General features: G+C 59.5%; 11 protein-coding genes. 2 read left to right on the top strand and 9 right to left on the bottom strand.

Annotated features, from left to right (window positions below; genetic code table 11):
• Positions 1-71: 71 nt before the first annotated feature.
• Together A6070_RS00875 and A6070_RS00870 are read left to right on the top strand one after the other, a co-directional pair.
• Positions 72-1,385, top strand: coding sequence for a glycosyltransferase family 2 protein (locus A6070_RS00875; protein ID WP_145926394.1), 1,314 nt, complete (start codon positions 72-74; stop codon positions 1,383-1,385).
• A gap of 42 nt (positions 1,386-1,427) precedes the next feature.
• Positions 1,428-1,802, top strand: coding sequence for a PilZ domain-containing protein (locus A6070_RS00870; RefSeq protein WP_072286632.1), 375 nt, complete (start codon positions 1,428-1,430; stop codon positions 1,800-1,802).
• 16 nt (positions 1,803-1,818) lie between these two features.
• On the opposite strand, the gene A6070_RS00865 is transcribed toward A6070_RS00870, so the two are convergent.
• The 9 genes from A6070_RS00865 to uvrA all read right to left on the bottom strand — a co-directional run bounded on the left by A6070_RS00865 (position 1,819) and on the right by uvrA (position 15,135).
• Entirely contained in the window at positions 1,819-2,196 is a 378-nt protein-coding gene (locus A6070_RS00865; protein WP_072286631.1) for a hypothetical protein, read from the bottom strand.
• A gap of 31 nt (positions 2,197-2,227) precedes the next feature.
• On the bottom strand, positions 2,228-2,839 hold the full coding sequence (locus A6070_RS00860; RefSeq protein WP_072286630.1) for a TetR family transcriptional regulator: 612 nt from the start codon (positions 2,837-2,839) through the stop codon (positions 2,228-2,230).
• A 92-nt stretch (positions 2,840-2,931) separates the two neighbouring features.
• Complete coding sequence (locus A6070_RS00855) at positions 2,932-6,066, bottom strand: efflux RND transporter permease subunit (protein ID WP_072286629.1); 3,135 nt, start codon at positions 6,064-6,066, stop codon at positions 2,932-2,934.
• Between the two features lie 9 nt (positions 6,067-6,075).
• A complete protein-coding gene (locus A6070_RS00850) occupies positions 6,076-7,239 on the bottom strand; it encodes an efflux RND transporter periplasmic adaptor subunit (protein WP_083558595.1) in 1,164 nt (387 codons plus the stop codon).
• Positions 7,239-8,750, bottom strand: a complete 1,512-nt coding sequence (locus A6070_RS00845) for an efflux transporter outer membrane subunit (protein WP_072286628.1) — start codon at positions 8,748-8,750, stop codon at positions 7,239-7,241. The genes A6070_RS00850 and A6070_RS00845 overlap by 1 nt, the downstream gene beginning before the upstream one ends.
• Positions 8,751-8,944: 194 nt before the next feature.
• Positions 8,945-10,021: an AI-2E family transporter gene (locus A6070_RS00840; protein WP_072288066.1), complete on the bottom strand. Its 1,077-nt coding sequence runs from the start codon at positions 10,019-10,021 to the stop codon at positions 8,945-8,947.
• 160 nt (positions 10,022-10,181) lie between these two features.
• Positions 10,182-10,838, bottom strand: coding sequence for a potassium channel family protein (locus tag A6070_RS00835; protein ID WP_072286627.1), 657 nt, complete (start codon positions 10,836-10,838; stop codon positions 10,182-10,184).
• Positions 10,839-10,869: 31 nt separating this feature from the next.
• Complete coding sequence (locus A6070_RS00830) at positions 10,870-12,255, bottom strand: TrkH family potassium uptake protein (RefSeq protein WP_072286626.1); 1,386 nt, start codon at positions 12,253-12,255, stop codon at positions 10,870-10,872.
• Between the two features lie 66 nt (positions 12,256-12,321).
• A complete protein-coding gene (gene uvrA / locus A6070_RS00825; protein ID WP_072288065.1) occupies positions 12,322-15,135 on the bottom strand; it encodes an excinuclease ABC subunit UvrA in 2,814 nt (937 codons plus the stop codon).
• Positions 15,136-15,194: the final 59 nt, after the last annotated feature.

Raw genomic sequence — 15,194 nt, 5'->3', positions numbered from 1 at the left:
GTGTGCCGCGTCCCTTCGCGCCCCCCGGAGCGGCTTTATCGACCGTAACATCGCCATCAGAGTTTATCACAATGCCGCTTCCCAGGCCTGTACACGATTATCTTCGGAAACGCGCAGCAACCGCCCCCTGGCACATTGAGGGCACCGCGCGCAGGAACTATCGTGGTGCCATCGTGATCCCCGCCCTGGCTGAAAGTGAAAGCCTGTTCGCCACCCTCGACAGTCTGCAGTCCGGTCCGGCGGCGCTGCGTGATGAATTCCTGCTGCTGGTTGTAGTCAATCACCGCCGCAACGCATCCGCGAGCGAAGTCACGGACAACCTTTGCACACTGCGCAAACTGGCCACTGCCGCTGAAACCCTCCCGCATCTCGGGTGGGTCGATGCCGCCTCTCCTGGAAGGGAGCTGCCCGACAAAACCGGCGGGGTCGGCTTGGCACGGAAGATCGGCCTCGATATGGCCCTGCAACGCCTGGACTGGGCGCAAACGCCGATTCTGGCAAACCTCGACGCCGACACCCTGGTGCGGGCCGATTACCTGACGGCGCTGTGCGCGCACTTTGCGAACAGCCAGCCGGGCGCGGCCGTCGTGCCCTTCTGCCACCGCCCGGCCGACGACCCACAGCAACAGCGCGGCATCGTCGCCTACGAACTGTACCAGCGCGGGCACGTTCTTGGCCTGCAACTGGCTGGGTCACCCTATGCCTTTCATACCGTCGGCAGCACCATGGCCTGCCGGGCGCTGGACTATGTGCGGGCCGGCGGCATGAATCGCCGGCAAGCCGGCGAAGACTTTTATTTTCTCCAGCAACTGGCGAAAATCACCGGGGTTCGCCGCGTGCCGGGCACGGTGGTCTATCCGTCGGCGAGATTTTCCCGGCGCACGCCCTTCGGCACCGGGCGCAGCGTGGCGCAGCTTGCGGCGGACACGGCGCCGCCGCGTTTATATTACGATCCCCGCTGTTATGCGGTCTTGAACGACTGGCTGCGCCTCGCCGCGCAGGACACAAGGGAAAATCCGGCCGAACTGCTGGTCCGGGCGGCCGGCATTCATGAACAGCTGGTGGAGTTTCTGCGCCTGGAAGGCATTGAAGCGGTCTGGCCCAGGCTGTACCGCAACCACCGTGACCAGAGCAATCGCCTGGCCGCCCTGCATGGCTGGTTCGATGGCCTGAAAAGCACCCGGCTGATCCACCATCTGACCAGAACCGTCTGGCCGCGGCAAACGGCTGCCCGGGCCTTGCCGCCACTGATGCTCCGGGCGGGGTACCCGGCCCCGGTCGACGCCGAGTCCCAATTGGCGGTACTGCGAAACCATCAGATTGGCCCGGCCTGCACCGATTGCGGCTTGCCTGTGACATCGACTTGCTGTAGGGTGCCCCGGTAGGCCTGTTCGTGTTTCCGCCGAATTCAAGCAGAGAGAGCTGTCATGTCCACGGAAACCCTTGCCCGAACCGCGGCGCGTCGCAGATATCTGCCCAGCCCCCTGCTGGTGTTGCGCAGCGCCAGTCCTGCCCATGGCAGGGTCTTCTTCGGCTATGCCCGCAACATCAGCCGCAGCGGCCTGTATATCAGCACCGTCAACCCGCGGCAGCCAGGCAGCCGCTTTCACCTCGAGGTGCCGATTCCACCGCTGGGCCGTTGCGTCAGCTGTGTTTGCGAAGTGGTGTGGAAACGCGACTTCAGCCCTGCCTGTCCCTACGATCCCGGCATGGGCATGAAGTTCATCGACCTGGATGAAGACATTGCCCGGATTATCGATGGCTGGGTCATCCAGCAGGAGATGGTGTCGGCCGAAAGCTGAGGCTGCCACGCCGGCGCTATCCGCGGGATTGGAATTTCAAAACCATCTGTGCCGAAAGGTACAGTTGCGTCAGACATTTGAAAACCCGGCAGTCATGGTTTTCGGCCCCGCCCAGGGCCCTGACGCAGCCATTGTAGATCTGCACCCCTTTTTGCAGCAAAGGCAGGTGTTCGGCTTTGGCAAATGCGGTGAAGGCCTCGTTGTCCAAAGCCACGTTGCCGTCTTTTTCCGTGATGCAGGTTGTCTGAAAAAGCCGATCGAAATCCCGCCAGCCTTGCTGCGCAACACCATCCGGCAGATTTTCCTCCAGCAGAATCTTCAGCAGGTCGCTGCCTTTGGCACCAAGTTGCAGGCAGGCCGCGATCCATTGCTTCCGGGACGCATCCTCCGCCATGATCTCCTTCCTTTCTCCTCCAGGAAACAAATTATCCCCGCAGGCTTTCCAGGTACTGCTCAATCAGTTCGCCGCCCTTGCGGACAATCTGAAACTCGTCAACATTGATCAGCCAGGTATGCAGAAGGCCAAGGACCAGACAACGCAAGGCTAACGCGATTTGCGCGCCATCGTGCCGCGCCGCAATGATGCCTGCCTGCTGCAGGCGGGCGAAATCTTCGGCGTCTTTTTGTTCCAGGCGCTGCAATTTCAGGCGAAACTGATCCATGATCGGCTGCAGCTCCTCGGTATATTCCGCCCGAAAAAAAATCAGTTCGAAATATTTACGGGCCCGTTCGTCGTTTTCGAGACACCTGAACAGACGCAGCAGGTTGTCGCGCATATCGGACAATTCATTCACCGTGCGCAGCAGCAGATCCTCCAGACGGGTCTCGGTGGAACGCTCGACATCTTCCTTCAGTCCCAGAAAAAGATCCACCTTGTCCTTGAAATGCCAGTAGATGGCGCCACGGGTGACGCCGGCGCCGCGGGCAATCTGCTCCAGGGTGGTGCGGGCATATCCCCTGGCATGAAACAGATCCAGCGCCACGTTCAGGATATCCTGGCGGGTCTGTTCCGATTCTTCTCTGGTTTTGCGGGCCATGCAATTATCTCCGCAAATTCGATGCATATGTTGCGCGAATTTGCAAAAAGAGCGGGCAGCGGCGGGCATGCCCCCACCGCTGCCCACCCAGGCTATTGGCTATTGTCTTTCCAGCCCAGCCATCTGGCGCGCAATTTTTCGCTGGCCCTCTGGATAACCACGTAAAACACCGGGACGAAAAGCACCAGCAATACGGTGGCCGACAACATGCCGCCGAACACCGCCGTGCCGAGCGCCTGCCGGCTGGCGGCCCCCGCGCCGCTAGCGATGACCAGCGGGAACATGCCCAGAACAAAGGTCAGGGCGGTCATGAGTACGGCACGAAAACGCAAGCGGGCCGCCAGCATGGCCGCAGCAACAATGTCGTCGCCTTGCTCGCGTCTGATTTTTGCGAACTCGACGATGAGAATAGCCGACTTGGAAGCCAGTGCGATGAGCAGCACTATACCGATCTGGCTGTAGACGTTGATCTCCATGCCACGCATCACAACCGCCGCGACAGTCCCAAGCAGGCCAAGCGGCACCGACAGGATAATGGCCAGCGGACAGGACCAGCTTTCGTACTGGGCGCAGAGCACCAGATAGACAAACACCACAGCCAGCAGAAAGATATACAGAGCCTCGTCGGCGGTGGTTTTTTCCTGGTAGGACATGCCGGTCCACTCATATCCCATGGTGTCAGGGAGGGTTGCCCCTGCCAGATCTTCCATCAGTGACAACGCATTGCCAGTGCTGTAGCCGGCAGTCGCCTGCCCGTTGATGGCTGCCGAGGGGTACATGTTATAGCGGCGCACCAGTTGCGGACCGACCATGTTGCGTGCCGACAACATGGTGCCGAGGGGAATCATACGCCCTTCGTTGTCGCGGACTTCCAGTCGGCCGATATCTTCCGGTCGATTGCGAAACTGGCTGTCAGCCTGCACCTTGACCTGGTAGGTGCGGCCAAACAAATTGAAATCGTTGACATAGTAGGAACCAAGGTAAGCCTGCAGCGTACCAAACACATTGCTCAGGGGTACGTCCAGGCTTTTTGCCTGGGTTCGGTCGACATCCACATATAACTGCGGCACATTGGCCCGAAACGTTGTATACGCCCGGTCGATCTGCGCCTGAGCATTGGCGGTCGCGACCATTTCTTCTGTCATCTGCTGCAGGGCAGAAAAACCGACTCCGCCACGATCCTGAATTTCCATGAGAAATCCGCCGGCAAATCCCAGCCCCTGAATAGCTGGCGGGGCAAAGGCAATAATCTGCGCTTCCTGAATATCTCCGGATATTTGCCACAATTGTCCGATAATCGCATTCATGCTCAGATGGGGGGCGGTGCGCTCCTCCCATGGCGTGAACTGCACAAAAATGGATGCGACATTGGGAGAGGCTGCCATATCGACAATGGAAAAACCTGCAATGGACACCCAGCTTTTTATGCCCTGCAGGGTTTCCAATCGCTGGTTCATCTGCTCCAGAACATTTCCGGTGCGTTCAAGGGCAGCTGCGTCCGGCAACTGAACATTGACAATACAGTAGCCCTGATCTTCCGTCGGAACGAATCCGGTAGGCAGGCGCAGATAACCCCAGAACGAAGCAGCAGCCAGAACGGCAAAAAGCACCAGGGTAATCGCCGCACGGCGCACCAGAACGCCGAGGCTGCGCTCATAAAGTTTGCAGGTCCGATCAAAGGTCCAGTCGAACCAGCGGAAAAACCAGTGGTGCACCCCGCGGGTCGGCCGCAGGAAAACGGCGCACAGGGCCGGGCTCAACGTCAGGGCATTAATGGAACTGAAGACCGTGGCCGTGGAGATGGTCAGGGCAAACTGCCGGTAAAGCTGCCCGGTAATGCCTCCCAGAAAGGCCGTCGGCACAAATACGGCCAGCAGCACCAGAGTCGTGGCAATAACCGGGCCGGTAACCTCCTGCATGGCGCGCAATGTGGCCTCGCGGGGAGAAAGTCCGTGATCATCGATGTTGCGCACCACGTTTTCCACCACCACAATGGCGTCGTCAACGACAACTCCGATAGCCAGGACAATACCGAACAGGGAAAGCAGGTTGATGCTGATGCCCAATCCTGCCATGACCGCCAAAGTGCCGATCAGAGACACCGGAATAGTCAATGCGGGGATCAGGGTCGCGCGCCAGTCCTGGAGGAAAATAAAGATGGTCAGAAACACCAGCAGTACGGCAATGAGCAGGGTCTGAACCACTTCGTTGATGGAACGGTCAATAAAATCGGTGGTATCGAAGGGAACGACGTAGGACATCCCCTTGGGAAAAGAAGCGGCCAGCTCTTCCATTTTGGCTTCCACCAGGGATGCCACCTCCAGAGCGTTGGAGCCCGGGAGTTGGTAGATACCGATGGCGACAGCCGGTTTGCCTCTCAACTGGGCAAAGTCGGCATAGGTTTTGGCTCCCAGCTCTACCTTGGCAACATCCCGCAAGCGGGTCAGTTTACCTCCGGCGCCGGTTTTGACAACAACCTGCTCGAATTCTTCGGCGCTGCGCAAACGCCCCTTGGTGTTGATGGTGTACTGAAAACTCTGCCCGGAAGGTGCCGGCGGTTCACCGATCTGGCCCGCTGCCACCTGGACGTTCTGCTCCTGCAGTGCCCCCACCACATCGGTGGTGGCCAGCCCGCGCGCCCGCAGCTTGTCGGGATCGAGCCAGACGCGCATGCTGTAATCCCTGGCGCCAAACACCTGTACGTCCCCGACGCCTTTGACCCGGCTCAGCTCGTCCTTGATGCGCAGTGTGGCGTAATTGCTGAGAAAGGTTGTATCGAGACTTTCATCCGGGGAAATCAGGGAAATGAATTGCAGAATATTGGTTGATTGCTTGCGGGTGGTAATGCCCAGCCGCCTTACTTCTTCCGGAAGAGAGGGTTCGGCCACCGCCACCCGGTTCTGCACCATGACCTGGGCCATATCGAGATCAGTGCCGATCTCGAAGGTTACCGTCAGACTGTAGACACCGCTGTTGGTCGAAGTGCTGGACATATAGAGCATGCCTTCGACGCCATTGATCTGTTCCTCGATAGGCTGGGCAACCGTTTCCGCAAGTACTTTGGCGTTGGCTCCGGGATAATTCGCGGTGACGCGCACCGTAGGCGGAGAAATTTCAGGATAGCGGTCAATGGGCAGGGTTCGGGCTGCAACCAGGCCCACAATGACGATGACAATGGAAAGGACGCAGGCGAAAATAGGTCGCCGTATAAAAAACCCGCTGAACATGAATCCCCCTTATTCCCTGGCCGTTGATTGGCTGTCGACCGGGGCCTGGGTCTCTTCCTCCGGGCTGACCTGCCCACCGGGCCGGGCCCGCTGCAAACCTTTGACGACAATCCGGTCTTTATCGCTGATTCCGCTATCGATAACGCGCATACCGTCAATTTCGGGGCCCACCTGGACCGGCTTGTACTCGACCGTATTGTTATCGCTGACGGCGAGTAGAAAATGTCCCTGCTGATCAATTCCCAAGGCTGCCTCCGGTACCACCATAGCCATTTTTTCAATGCGTATCGGCATACGCACCCGGGCGAACAGGCCCGGAAGAAGGCAGCCCTCCGGATTGTCGAAAACGCCGCGCATCAAAATGGTGCCGGTTTCCGGATCGACCCGGTTATCCGTAAAATCCACCTTGCCCTGAAAGGGGAAGTCCTTATCGCTTGACAGCCCGAGAAACACAGCCGAGCTACCATTACCCGGAACATTCAAACGGCGGCATTTTTCGAATTCCAGAAAGTCCCGTTCGTTAACATTGAAATAGACGTATACGGGACTGATGTTGACAATGGTGGCCAACAGGGTTTTTTCAGTCGCTCCGACCAGATTGCCGACATCCACAAACCGCCGGCCTATGCGACCGCTGATGGCAGAGCGGACCTGGGTATAGGAAAGATCAAGCCGGGCGGTCTCTATGGCGGCACGTGCCGCGTCAATAGCTGCCGCGGCCTGATCCCGCAATGCCTGAGCTTCGATCACTTCCACTTCACTCACCGCCTGATCCTCAAACGCGCTTTGCTTGCGTTTCAGGGTCGCTTCAGCCAGCCGCAGCTCGGCCTGGCGGGTCGCCAGGTTCGCCCGGGCCTCGTCAAGCCGGGCCTGATAAGGCTTGGGGTCGATGGTAAACAGGAGCTGGCCCTGTTTGACGAAGTCGGCGTCATTGAAATGAATCTTTTCAAGATAGCCCTCCACCCTGGCCCGGATTTCCACCGATTCCACAGCATGGGTCTGTCCGGAATACTGGGCGTAGTGGGTAATGTCTTTCCTCTGAGGAAAAGCCACCGTAACCGCGGGAGGCGGCGGAGCGACAAAAGTGTTTTTCTCACGGCATCCGGTCGTAAGTGACAGGGCCGCCAGCAGTAACCCCAAACAGACTTTGTTCGTTCTGATAATCCTGACCATTATTTTTTCTCCTCGGAGGGGGGTTCCAACGATTTTTCGGTTGCAAGGTTTTCTGCCGGATCCCAGCCGCCGCCCAGCGCCTTGTACAACTGCACCAGATAGATGGAGGTGTTGCCACGCGCGGCAGCCAGCTGATTTTCGTTAGCGAACAGGGAGCGTTGCGCATCGAGAACATTCTGGAAATCGACCAGGCCGTCGCGGTACAAACGCGTGGCCAGCTTCAGGGAGCGTTGCGCGGCCTGTACCGAACGCTCCAGAGCCGCCAGCCGGGTGCGCTGGTTGAGATACTGGCTGAGGGCGTTCTCCACTTCATTGAGGGCATTGAGAACGCTCTGCTCGTAGGTGAGCAATGCCTGTTCGGTCCTGGCGTCCTGTACGGCTACCTGGGCCCGGACCCGGCCACCATCAAACAGCAGCCAGCGCAGGGTCGGCCCGAAGCCGAAGGCCCGGCTGCCGCCCCGCAGCAGATCTCCGGCATCGATGGCCTCAAAAGCGAAGACGCCGCTCAGGGACAAACGGGGATAGAGATCCGCTTTGGCGACGCCGATACGTGCGGTCTGGGCCGCCAATTGGCGCTCGGCACGGCGAATATCGGGGCGCTGTCGCAACAGCTCGGCAGGGACACCGATGGCGACCTGGGGTGGTGGCACCGGAATCGGCGCCGGTTGCCGAAGTTGCCCGGAAAGTGTCCCGGGGGCCTGGCCCAGCAATACCGCCAGGGTGTTGATGGACCGGGTCAGGCCAACCTGCAACGGCGGAACCTCCGCCTGGGACGCGGCCAGCACCTGCTCTGCCTGGGCCACGTCAAGGCCGGTGGCCAGTCCGTTGCGAAAACGCGAACGGGTCAATTTCAGAACCTGCTGCTGGGATTCTATGTTGCCCTGCGTCGCCGTCAGCCGCGCCTGGTAGGTACGGATATCGAAATAGGTACGGGCCACCTCGGCAAACACGCTGATCAGCACATCGCGACGATCTTCTTCGCTGGCCATGAACTCAGCCCGGGCCGCTTCCGTCGAACGGCTGATGCGACCGAACAGGTCGATCTCCCAACTGGCATCGAGTCCCGCGCTGTACAGGGTTTCGGTGCTGGCACCGGCTCCGTACAAACCGTTTTCGCTGGAACGCTGACGCACGGCGCTGCCTTCGGCATCGGCCCGGGGCCACCATTCTCCCCGCGCCACGCCAAGGCTGGCGCGCGCTTCGCGGATACGGGCCACGGCCTGCCGAACATCCAGATTGTGGCGCGCAGCCTGTTCGATGAATCCGTCGAGCAGCGGATCTCCGAAGGAGCTCCACCAGGCAACGGTTACAGCGCGTTCCGGGGTCAGGGTGATATCCTGCCCCTGTTGCCAGGCCTCGGGCATGGAGGTTTCGGGGGGCGTGTAATCCGGACCGACGGCGAGACAGCCGGTCAGCAGCAATAATCCCAGCATGCCGGCGACCTTATCGGCCCATCGCGGTACGCAGCGACGCCAAAAACTGCTTTTTGTTTCCATTTTTTCAACTCTCATGGTGGCCCTCGATGAATGGGAGCGGGGAAGGGAAGGAAACAAACATACACGAATGTATTTTTTTGTTCAAACAAAATAATTCGGGTACGACCATGGTCGTACCCGATGTTGAGATATGGGCAAGGGGACGGGAATCGTATTTCTGGCTGTTGCCCGCGCAGGCACCTGCCATGAACAGGCCGCCACCGGGAATTTCAAGGTTTATGGCGTGCCTCTGGCGGACTTTTTTCCGAAACGGCATCCTGGTTCGGAAGCACCGCCGGCCCCAGCAGCACGGCTGCCCACCGCGTATCTTCATGGCTGTCCAGGGCGATTTTGGCGGTAATGGTCAACGGAACCGACAACAACATGCCGACCGGACCGAGCAGCCATCCCCAGAACAACAGTGACAGGAACACGATCAGTGGCGAGAGACCAAGGCCATGCCCCATGAAGCGCGGTTCGAGAATATTGCCCATGATCAGGTTGATGGCCAGGTACCCGAGGGCGGCAAACAGGGCCTGCCAGGGACCCAGTTGCACCATGGCAAGCAATACGGCCGGCACGGCGGCGATGATCGAACCGATATTGGGCACATAATTGAGCAGAAACGCCAGCAGGCCCCACAGCAATGGAAAATCGACGCCGATCACCACCAGCACCAGAGTGACCAGCAGGCCGGTGATCAGGCTTACGATGGTTTTGATGGCCATGTAGTGCTGAAGGTTGCGCACGAAACTGTCGAAGCCCCCGAATCGGCGGGAGGGACCAAGCACCGTACGCAGCTTGGCTGGCATGCCGGACGCTTCCAGCAGCATGAAGATGACGGTCATCAGGACCAGGACGCCGTTGGCAAGCATGTTGGTGATGGCATTGAACAGGGTGGCGACCAGCTTCATGACCGCGCCCGGGTCGAAAGCCTCGCTCAGGGCCGGACCGGACAGATGAATGTTTATACTGTCCAGCCATGCAATCAGGGTATCGAGCAACTGGCGAAGCCTGTTTTCGTACAAAGGCAGGTTTTCGGAGAAGGCGGCGACGGAAGTTCCCACCAGGCCGGCCAGCAACAGACCGGCCAGAAACACCGCCAGCATGACGATGGTCAGCGCCAGCCAGACCGGCAGGCCGCGACGCTGAAGCCAGAACATGGGCGAAGCACCAAGGATGGCGATGAAGGCGGAAAGCAGGAAAGGAACCAGAATCACCTTGCCGGCATTCAGCCCGGCGGCGACAATCACCAGGCTGGCAAGAGTGACAAAAACGTTGGAAACGCTGACGGAAGGAGGTGCCATAAATGTGTCCCGAAGTCCGATGCGGAAAAAAACAGCAGGGCGAATAAGCGGGGGCCTGCCGCTGGCCCGTGGGTCAGAACCGCCGGCGGCAAATTTTTTCAATCATAGCTTTTCACCGACCGCGCGAAACGACCACCGCGCGCCATCCTCCATCACGCCGTCATTTGTTCTGACAGGCTTTTTCCACATCTTCCGCCTTGCCGATCACCACCAGCAGGTCACTGTCCTTGATGACGTGGGTCGGTGGCGGCAGCGTGTTGAAATCGCCGGTCAGCATGTCGCGGATGCCAATCACGGTGACATGATATTTGCGGCGCAGATCGAGATTGATGAGGTTCTTGCCGATAAAATGGTTCGGCGGCGCCACCTCGGTGATGGAATAATCCTCGGCGATGGGAATGAATTCGAGGATATTGGAGGAACAAAGGCCCTTGGCGGTTTTAATGGCCATGTCCTTTTCCGGAAAGATAATGTCGGTTGCGCCGACTTTTTCCAGAATGCGTCCATGGTCCTCATCGATGGCCTTGACCAGGATACGCGGGACGTTCATTTCCTTCAGGTGCAGGGTGATCAGAGTCGACAGGTGGGAACGCTCGCCGGTAGAAAGGATCACCGCGTCCATTTCCCCGACCCCCTGGCCCTTGAGAAACTCCTTGTTGGAAGCATCTCCGAAGATGGCATAGGACGATGAGTTTTTGATGCGCTGGACCTTGTCCTGGTTGAGATCGATGGCAATGACCTCATGACCTTCCTCGTAAAGGGTCTTGGCGACGTGAAAACCGAAATTCCCCAGACCTATGACGCAAAATCGTTTCATGACGAAAAACTCCCGGACGGATGGATGTTGATCAGCCGATCATGATGTTCTCTTCGGCGTAGTGCACAGGAACGGCTGCCTTGCGGGACCGCTGGATCATGGTGAAAGCCACGGTGAGCAAACCGATGCGCCCGATGAACATCAGCAGGATAACAATCAGTTTGCCGGCCGGCACCAGTTTGGCGGTGGCACCGAGAGACAGGCCGACGGTGGCAAAAGCCGAAACGGCCTCGAAGGCATATTCCAGAAACGCGCCGCGACTGGCCATGGCCGGCAGGCCCTGCATCTGTACCGCCAGCAGGGAAAACACCGCCAAAGCGATGAACAGCAGGGCTGTCATGACCAGGGTCAGGGTTTTGTTGACGGCCGCCGCGGGCAGCGTGCGACGAAATACGTTGGTATGGGGATTGCCCTTGAGGCGGCTGTGCATAATGGCCACGAACAACGCCAGGCTGGTGGTTTTGATACCCCCGCCGCAAGATCCCGGCGAGGCACCGACAAACATCAGGAACATAATCAGAAACAGGGTCGGCACCTCGAACAGGTTGAGGTCGATGGAGTTGAAACCGGCGGTGCGGGAGGTGACCGATTGAAACAGGGCTACCCAGAACCCCTCAGCTGCTCCCATCGATTTCAGGGATGCAGAGGCTTCGAGCAGGCCGATCAGCAGGGCGCCCCCAACGATCAGAATGGCGCTGGTCATGAATACCAGGCGCGAATGCAGAGACAGCCGCCGGCGGCGTTTCCGCGACCGCTGGCGGTTCTGGCTCAGATCGAAGGTCTCCTTGATGACCAGAAAGCCGATGCCGCCGAGAATGATCAGCGCCATCAGGGTGATATTGACCAGCGGTTCGGCGCGATAACCGATCATGCTGTCGGCATACAGGGCGAATCCCGCGTTGCAAAACGCGGATATACTATGAAAAACGGCGCTGTAAATCCCCTTTCCCCATCCCATGCGGGGCACGAAGGCAACCGCCAGCAACGCCGCCCCGGCCGCTTCGATAACCAGGGTATAGCGGAAAATACTGCGCACCAGATCGCGCAGCGAATCGACCGGCGTATGCAGCAGGGTCTCCTGGATAACCCAGCGGTCGCGAATGCCGACCCCCATGCCCAGATAAAAAAACAGATACACGGAAAAAGTGGTGATGCCAAGCCCCCCGACCTGGATCAGCATCAGCACCACCAACTGGCCGAACAGGGTGAGCCTGGTACCGGTATCAACCACCACCAGACCGGTGACGCACTGCGCCGAAGTGGCGGTAAACAGCGCATCCAGGAATGACAACGGCTCGCCGTTGGCGGCAATGGGCAGGGTCAACAGGGCGCCGCCAAGCACTATGGCGCAAGCATAATACAAAATAAGCGCCCAGCCTGGGTCCAGGTTCTTGACTGCGAGCAATGAGCGTTTCATGAAGATTCGTCCTTGCGATCGTGGCGATAGGCAAGCATCAGAAGTCGGATGCGACACAAGCCCGGATTACAGGTTGAGGTAAGGCCGCAGATAGCGCCCGGTATAGGAGGCGGAACAGCGCGCCACGTCTTCCGGCGTTCCGCAGACCACGATCTCGCCACCGCGACTGCCACCTTCCGGACCCAGATCGATGATGTGATCGGCGGTCTTGATGACGTCGAGGTTATGCTCGATGACGACCACCGTATTGCCGGCATCGACCAGCCGGTGCAGCACGTCCAGCAATTTGTGGATATCGGCAAAATGCAGGCCGGTGGTCGGTTCGTCAAGAATGTAAATGGTGCGGCCGGTACCACGCTTGCCCAGCTCCTTGGCCAGCTTGACCCGCTGCGCTTCCCCCCCCGAAAGGGTGGTGGCACTCTGCCCCAGCTTGATGTAGCCCAGGCCCACATCGCGCAGCATTTCCAGCTTGTTGCGGATGCGGGGAATGTTTTCCATGAAAACCAGGGCCTGGTTGACTGTCATGTCGAGCACTTCCGCAATGTTCTTGCCCTTGTAGCGCACTTCGAGAGTCTCGCGATTGTAGCGCGCGCCCTTGCAGACCTCGCACTGCACATAGACATCCGGCAGGAAATGCATTTCGATCTTGAGGATCCCCTCGCCCTGACAGGCTTCGCAGCGGCCGCCCTTGACGTTGAAGGAAAACCGCCCCGGCTTGTAGCCGCGCAGTTTGGCCTCCGGCAACTGGGCAAACAGGTCGCGAATCTCTGTAAAAACGCCACTGTAGGTCGCCGGATTGGAACGCGGCGTGCGGCCGATGGGCGACTGGTCGATGTCGATAACCTTGTCGAGATGCTCCAGCCCGCGGATGTCGTCGACCCTGCCGGCCTTGTCGCGGGAGCGGTAGAGTCGCTGGGACAGGGCCTTGAACAGGGTGTCGATGATCAAAGTCGACTTTCCGGAGCCCGATACCCCGGTGACGCAGGTCATCACCCCCAGGGGGATGGCGGCATCGATGCCTTTGAGGTTGTTTTCCCGCGCTCCGACAATCCGCAGACTGCGTTCGCCGCGGCGGCGTTCCGCCGGCAGGGGAATGGTCAGGGCGCCGGACAGGTAGCGGCCGGTAAGGGAAGAGGGATCGTCGAGGATTTCCTGCGGCGTGCCCTGGGAGACAATCTCGCCGCCGTGGACCCCGGCGCCCGGCCCCATGTCGATGACATGATCCGCTTCGAGAATGGTCTCTTCATCGTGCTCCACCACCAGCACCGTATTGCCCAGATCGCGCAGCCGCTTGAGGGTATCGATGAGACGGCGGTTGTCCCTCTGATGCAGGCCGATGGACGGTTCGTCGAGGATATACAGCACCCCGACCAGCGCCGAGCCGACCTGGGTGGCCAGGCGGATTCGTTGCCCCTCGCCGCCCGACAGGGTGCCCGAAGCCCGGTCCAGGCTCAGGTAGTCGAGTCCCACATAGGTCAGAAACGACAGCCGCTCACGGATCTCCTTCAGAATCCGGCGGGCGATCTCGAATTCCTTGTCGGTCAGGCGCAGTTCCGCGAAAAAACGCTCAGCCTCATGGATGGAGAGGGCGCAGACTTCCTGAATGTTGCTGCCGCCGACCCGCACAAACAGGGATTCCGGACGCAGACGCGCACCCTGGCAGGTCGGGCAGGGCATGACGTTCATGAAGCGTTCGAGGTTTTCCCGCACGCGGTCCGAGTCGGATTCACGGTAGCGCCGCTCCAGATTGGGGATAATCCCCTCGAAGGGCTTCTCGAAATAGTGGCGCCGCTCGCCCTGATCGTAAAAAAAACGCACCTGTTCCTTGCCCGAGCCGTACAGCAGAATCTGGCGTATGCGCTCCGGCAGGCGGGCAAAAGGGGTATTGATGTCGAACCCGTAATGGTCGGCCAGTGCTTCCAGCAGCTGATGGTAGTAAAAACCGGTGCGGGTCTCCCAGGGCACCACGGCGCCTTCGCGCAGAGAAAGCTCCGGGTTGGGAACCACCTCCTCGGGATCGAAATACATCCGCGTACCGAGCCCCGAACAGTCCGGGCACGCCCCGTAGGGATTGTTGAAGGAGAACATGCGCGGCGTGATTTCCGGATAGGAGATGCCGCAATCGGCGCAGGCATGCTGCTCGGAAAACAGGCGGCTTTCTCCGTCGACCTCCTCCACCCGCACAATGCCACCGGCCAGGCGCAGGGCGGTTTCAAGCGAATCGGCCAGGCGGCTTTCGATGCCGGGACGCATCACCAGACGGTCGACCACCACCTCCAGTGTATGCTTTTTATTTTTATCCAGGACGATGTCCTCGCCGAGTTCCCGCATCTCACCATCGATACGGATGCGCACGAAACCGTCGGCCTGCAGCTGACGCATCTCCTTGCGATATTCGCCCTTGCGGCCACGCACGATAGGAGCCAGCAGCAGCAGTCGGGTATTTTCCGGCAGGGTCATGATACGGTCGACCATCTGCTGCACCGTCCAGGAGGCGATCTCCTTGCCGCAACCGTGGCAGTGGATACGGCCGACGCGGGCGAACAGCAGCCGCAGGTAATCGTAGATCTCGGTAACGGTGCCGACGGTGGAACGCGGATTTTTGGAGGTGGTTTTCTGCTCGATGGAAATGGCCGGAGACAAACCCTCGATGCTTTCAACGTCGGGCTTGGACATCTGTTCGAGAAACTGCCGGGCATAGGCCGAAAGGCTCTCCACGTAGCGTCGCTGGCCCTCGGCATACAGTGTGTCGAAGGCCAGGGTGCTCTTGCCCGATCCGGACACGCCGGTGATCACCACCAGCTTGTCCCGAGGGATGGTGACGTCGATGCCCTTGAGGTTATGCTCGCAGGCGCCTTTGATGATGATGGTTTTGCTCATAATACGTCCATCGATTCGTCCGGAGGTGAAACCCCGCAGGGGCAAACCCATGTGTTTGC

The organism is Syntrophotalea acetylenica (genome assembly GCF_001888165.1).
GTDB lineage: Bacteria > Desulfobacterota > Desulfuromonadia > Desulfuromonadales > Syntrophotaleaceae > Syntrophotalea > Syntrophotalea acetylenica.
Note: the sequence above shows the minus strand (reverse complement) of the source record. Positions and strands in the feature narration are given on the sequence as shown.

What these genes read in the sequence shown, in the direction of transcription:
- A6070_RS00830 (WP_072286626.1), bottom strand. Translation starts at nt 12,255, where the DNA reads ATGAAACGCTCATTGCTCGCAGTCAAGAACCTGGACCCAGGCTGGGCG.
- A6070_RS00840 (WP_072288066.1), bottom strand. Translation starts at nt 10,021, where the DNA reads ATGGCACCTCCTTCCGTCAGCGTTTCCAACGTTTTTGTCACTCTTGCC.
- A6070_RS00870 (WP_072286632.1), top strand. Translation starts at nt 1,428, where the DNA reads ATGTCCACGGAAACCCTTGCCCGAACCGCGGCGCGTCGCAGATATCTG.
- A6070_RS00850 (WP_083558595.1), bottom strand. Translation starts at nt 7,239, where the DNA reads ATGGTCAGGATTATCAGAACGAACAAAGTCTGTTTGGGGTTACTGCTG.
- uvrA (WP_072288065.1), bottom strand. Translation starts at nt 15,135, where the DNA reads ATGAGCAAAACCATCATCATCAAAGGCGCCTGCGAGCATAACCTCAAG.
- A6070_RS00860 (WP_072286630.1), bottom strand. Translation starts at nt 2,839, where the DNA reads ATGGCCCGCAAAACCAGAGAAGAATCGGAACAGACCCGCCAGGATATC.
- A6070_RS00865 (WP_072286631.1), bottom strand. Translation starts at nt 2,196, where the DNA reads ATGGCGGAGGATGCGTCCCGGAAGCAATGGATCGCGGCCTGCCTGCAA.
- A6070_RS00855 (WP_072286629.1), bottom strand. Translation starts at nt 6,066, where the DNA reads ATGTTCAGCGGGTTTTTTATACGGCGACCTATTTTCGCCTGCGTCCTT.
- A6070_RS00835 (WP_072286627.1), bottom strand. Translation starts at nt 10,838, where the DNA reads ATGAAACGATTTTGCGTCATAGGTCTGGGGAATTTCGGTTTTCACGTC.
- A6070_RS00845 (WP_072286628.1), bottom strand. Translation starts at nt 8,750, where the DNA reads ATGAGAGTTGAAAAAATGGAAACAAAAAGCAGTTTTTGGCGTCGCTGC.
- A6070_RS00875 (WP_145926394.1), top strand. Translation starts at nt 72, where the DNA reads ATGCCGCTTCCCAGGCCTGTACACGATTATCTTCGGAAACGCGCAGCA.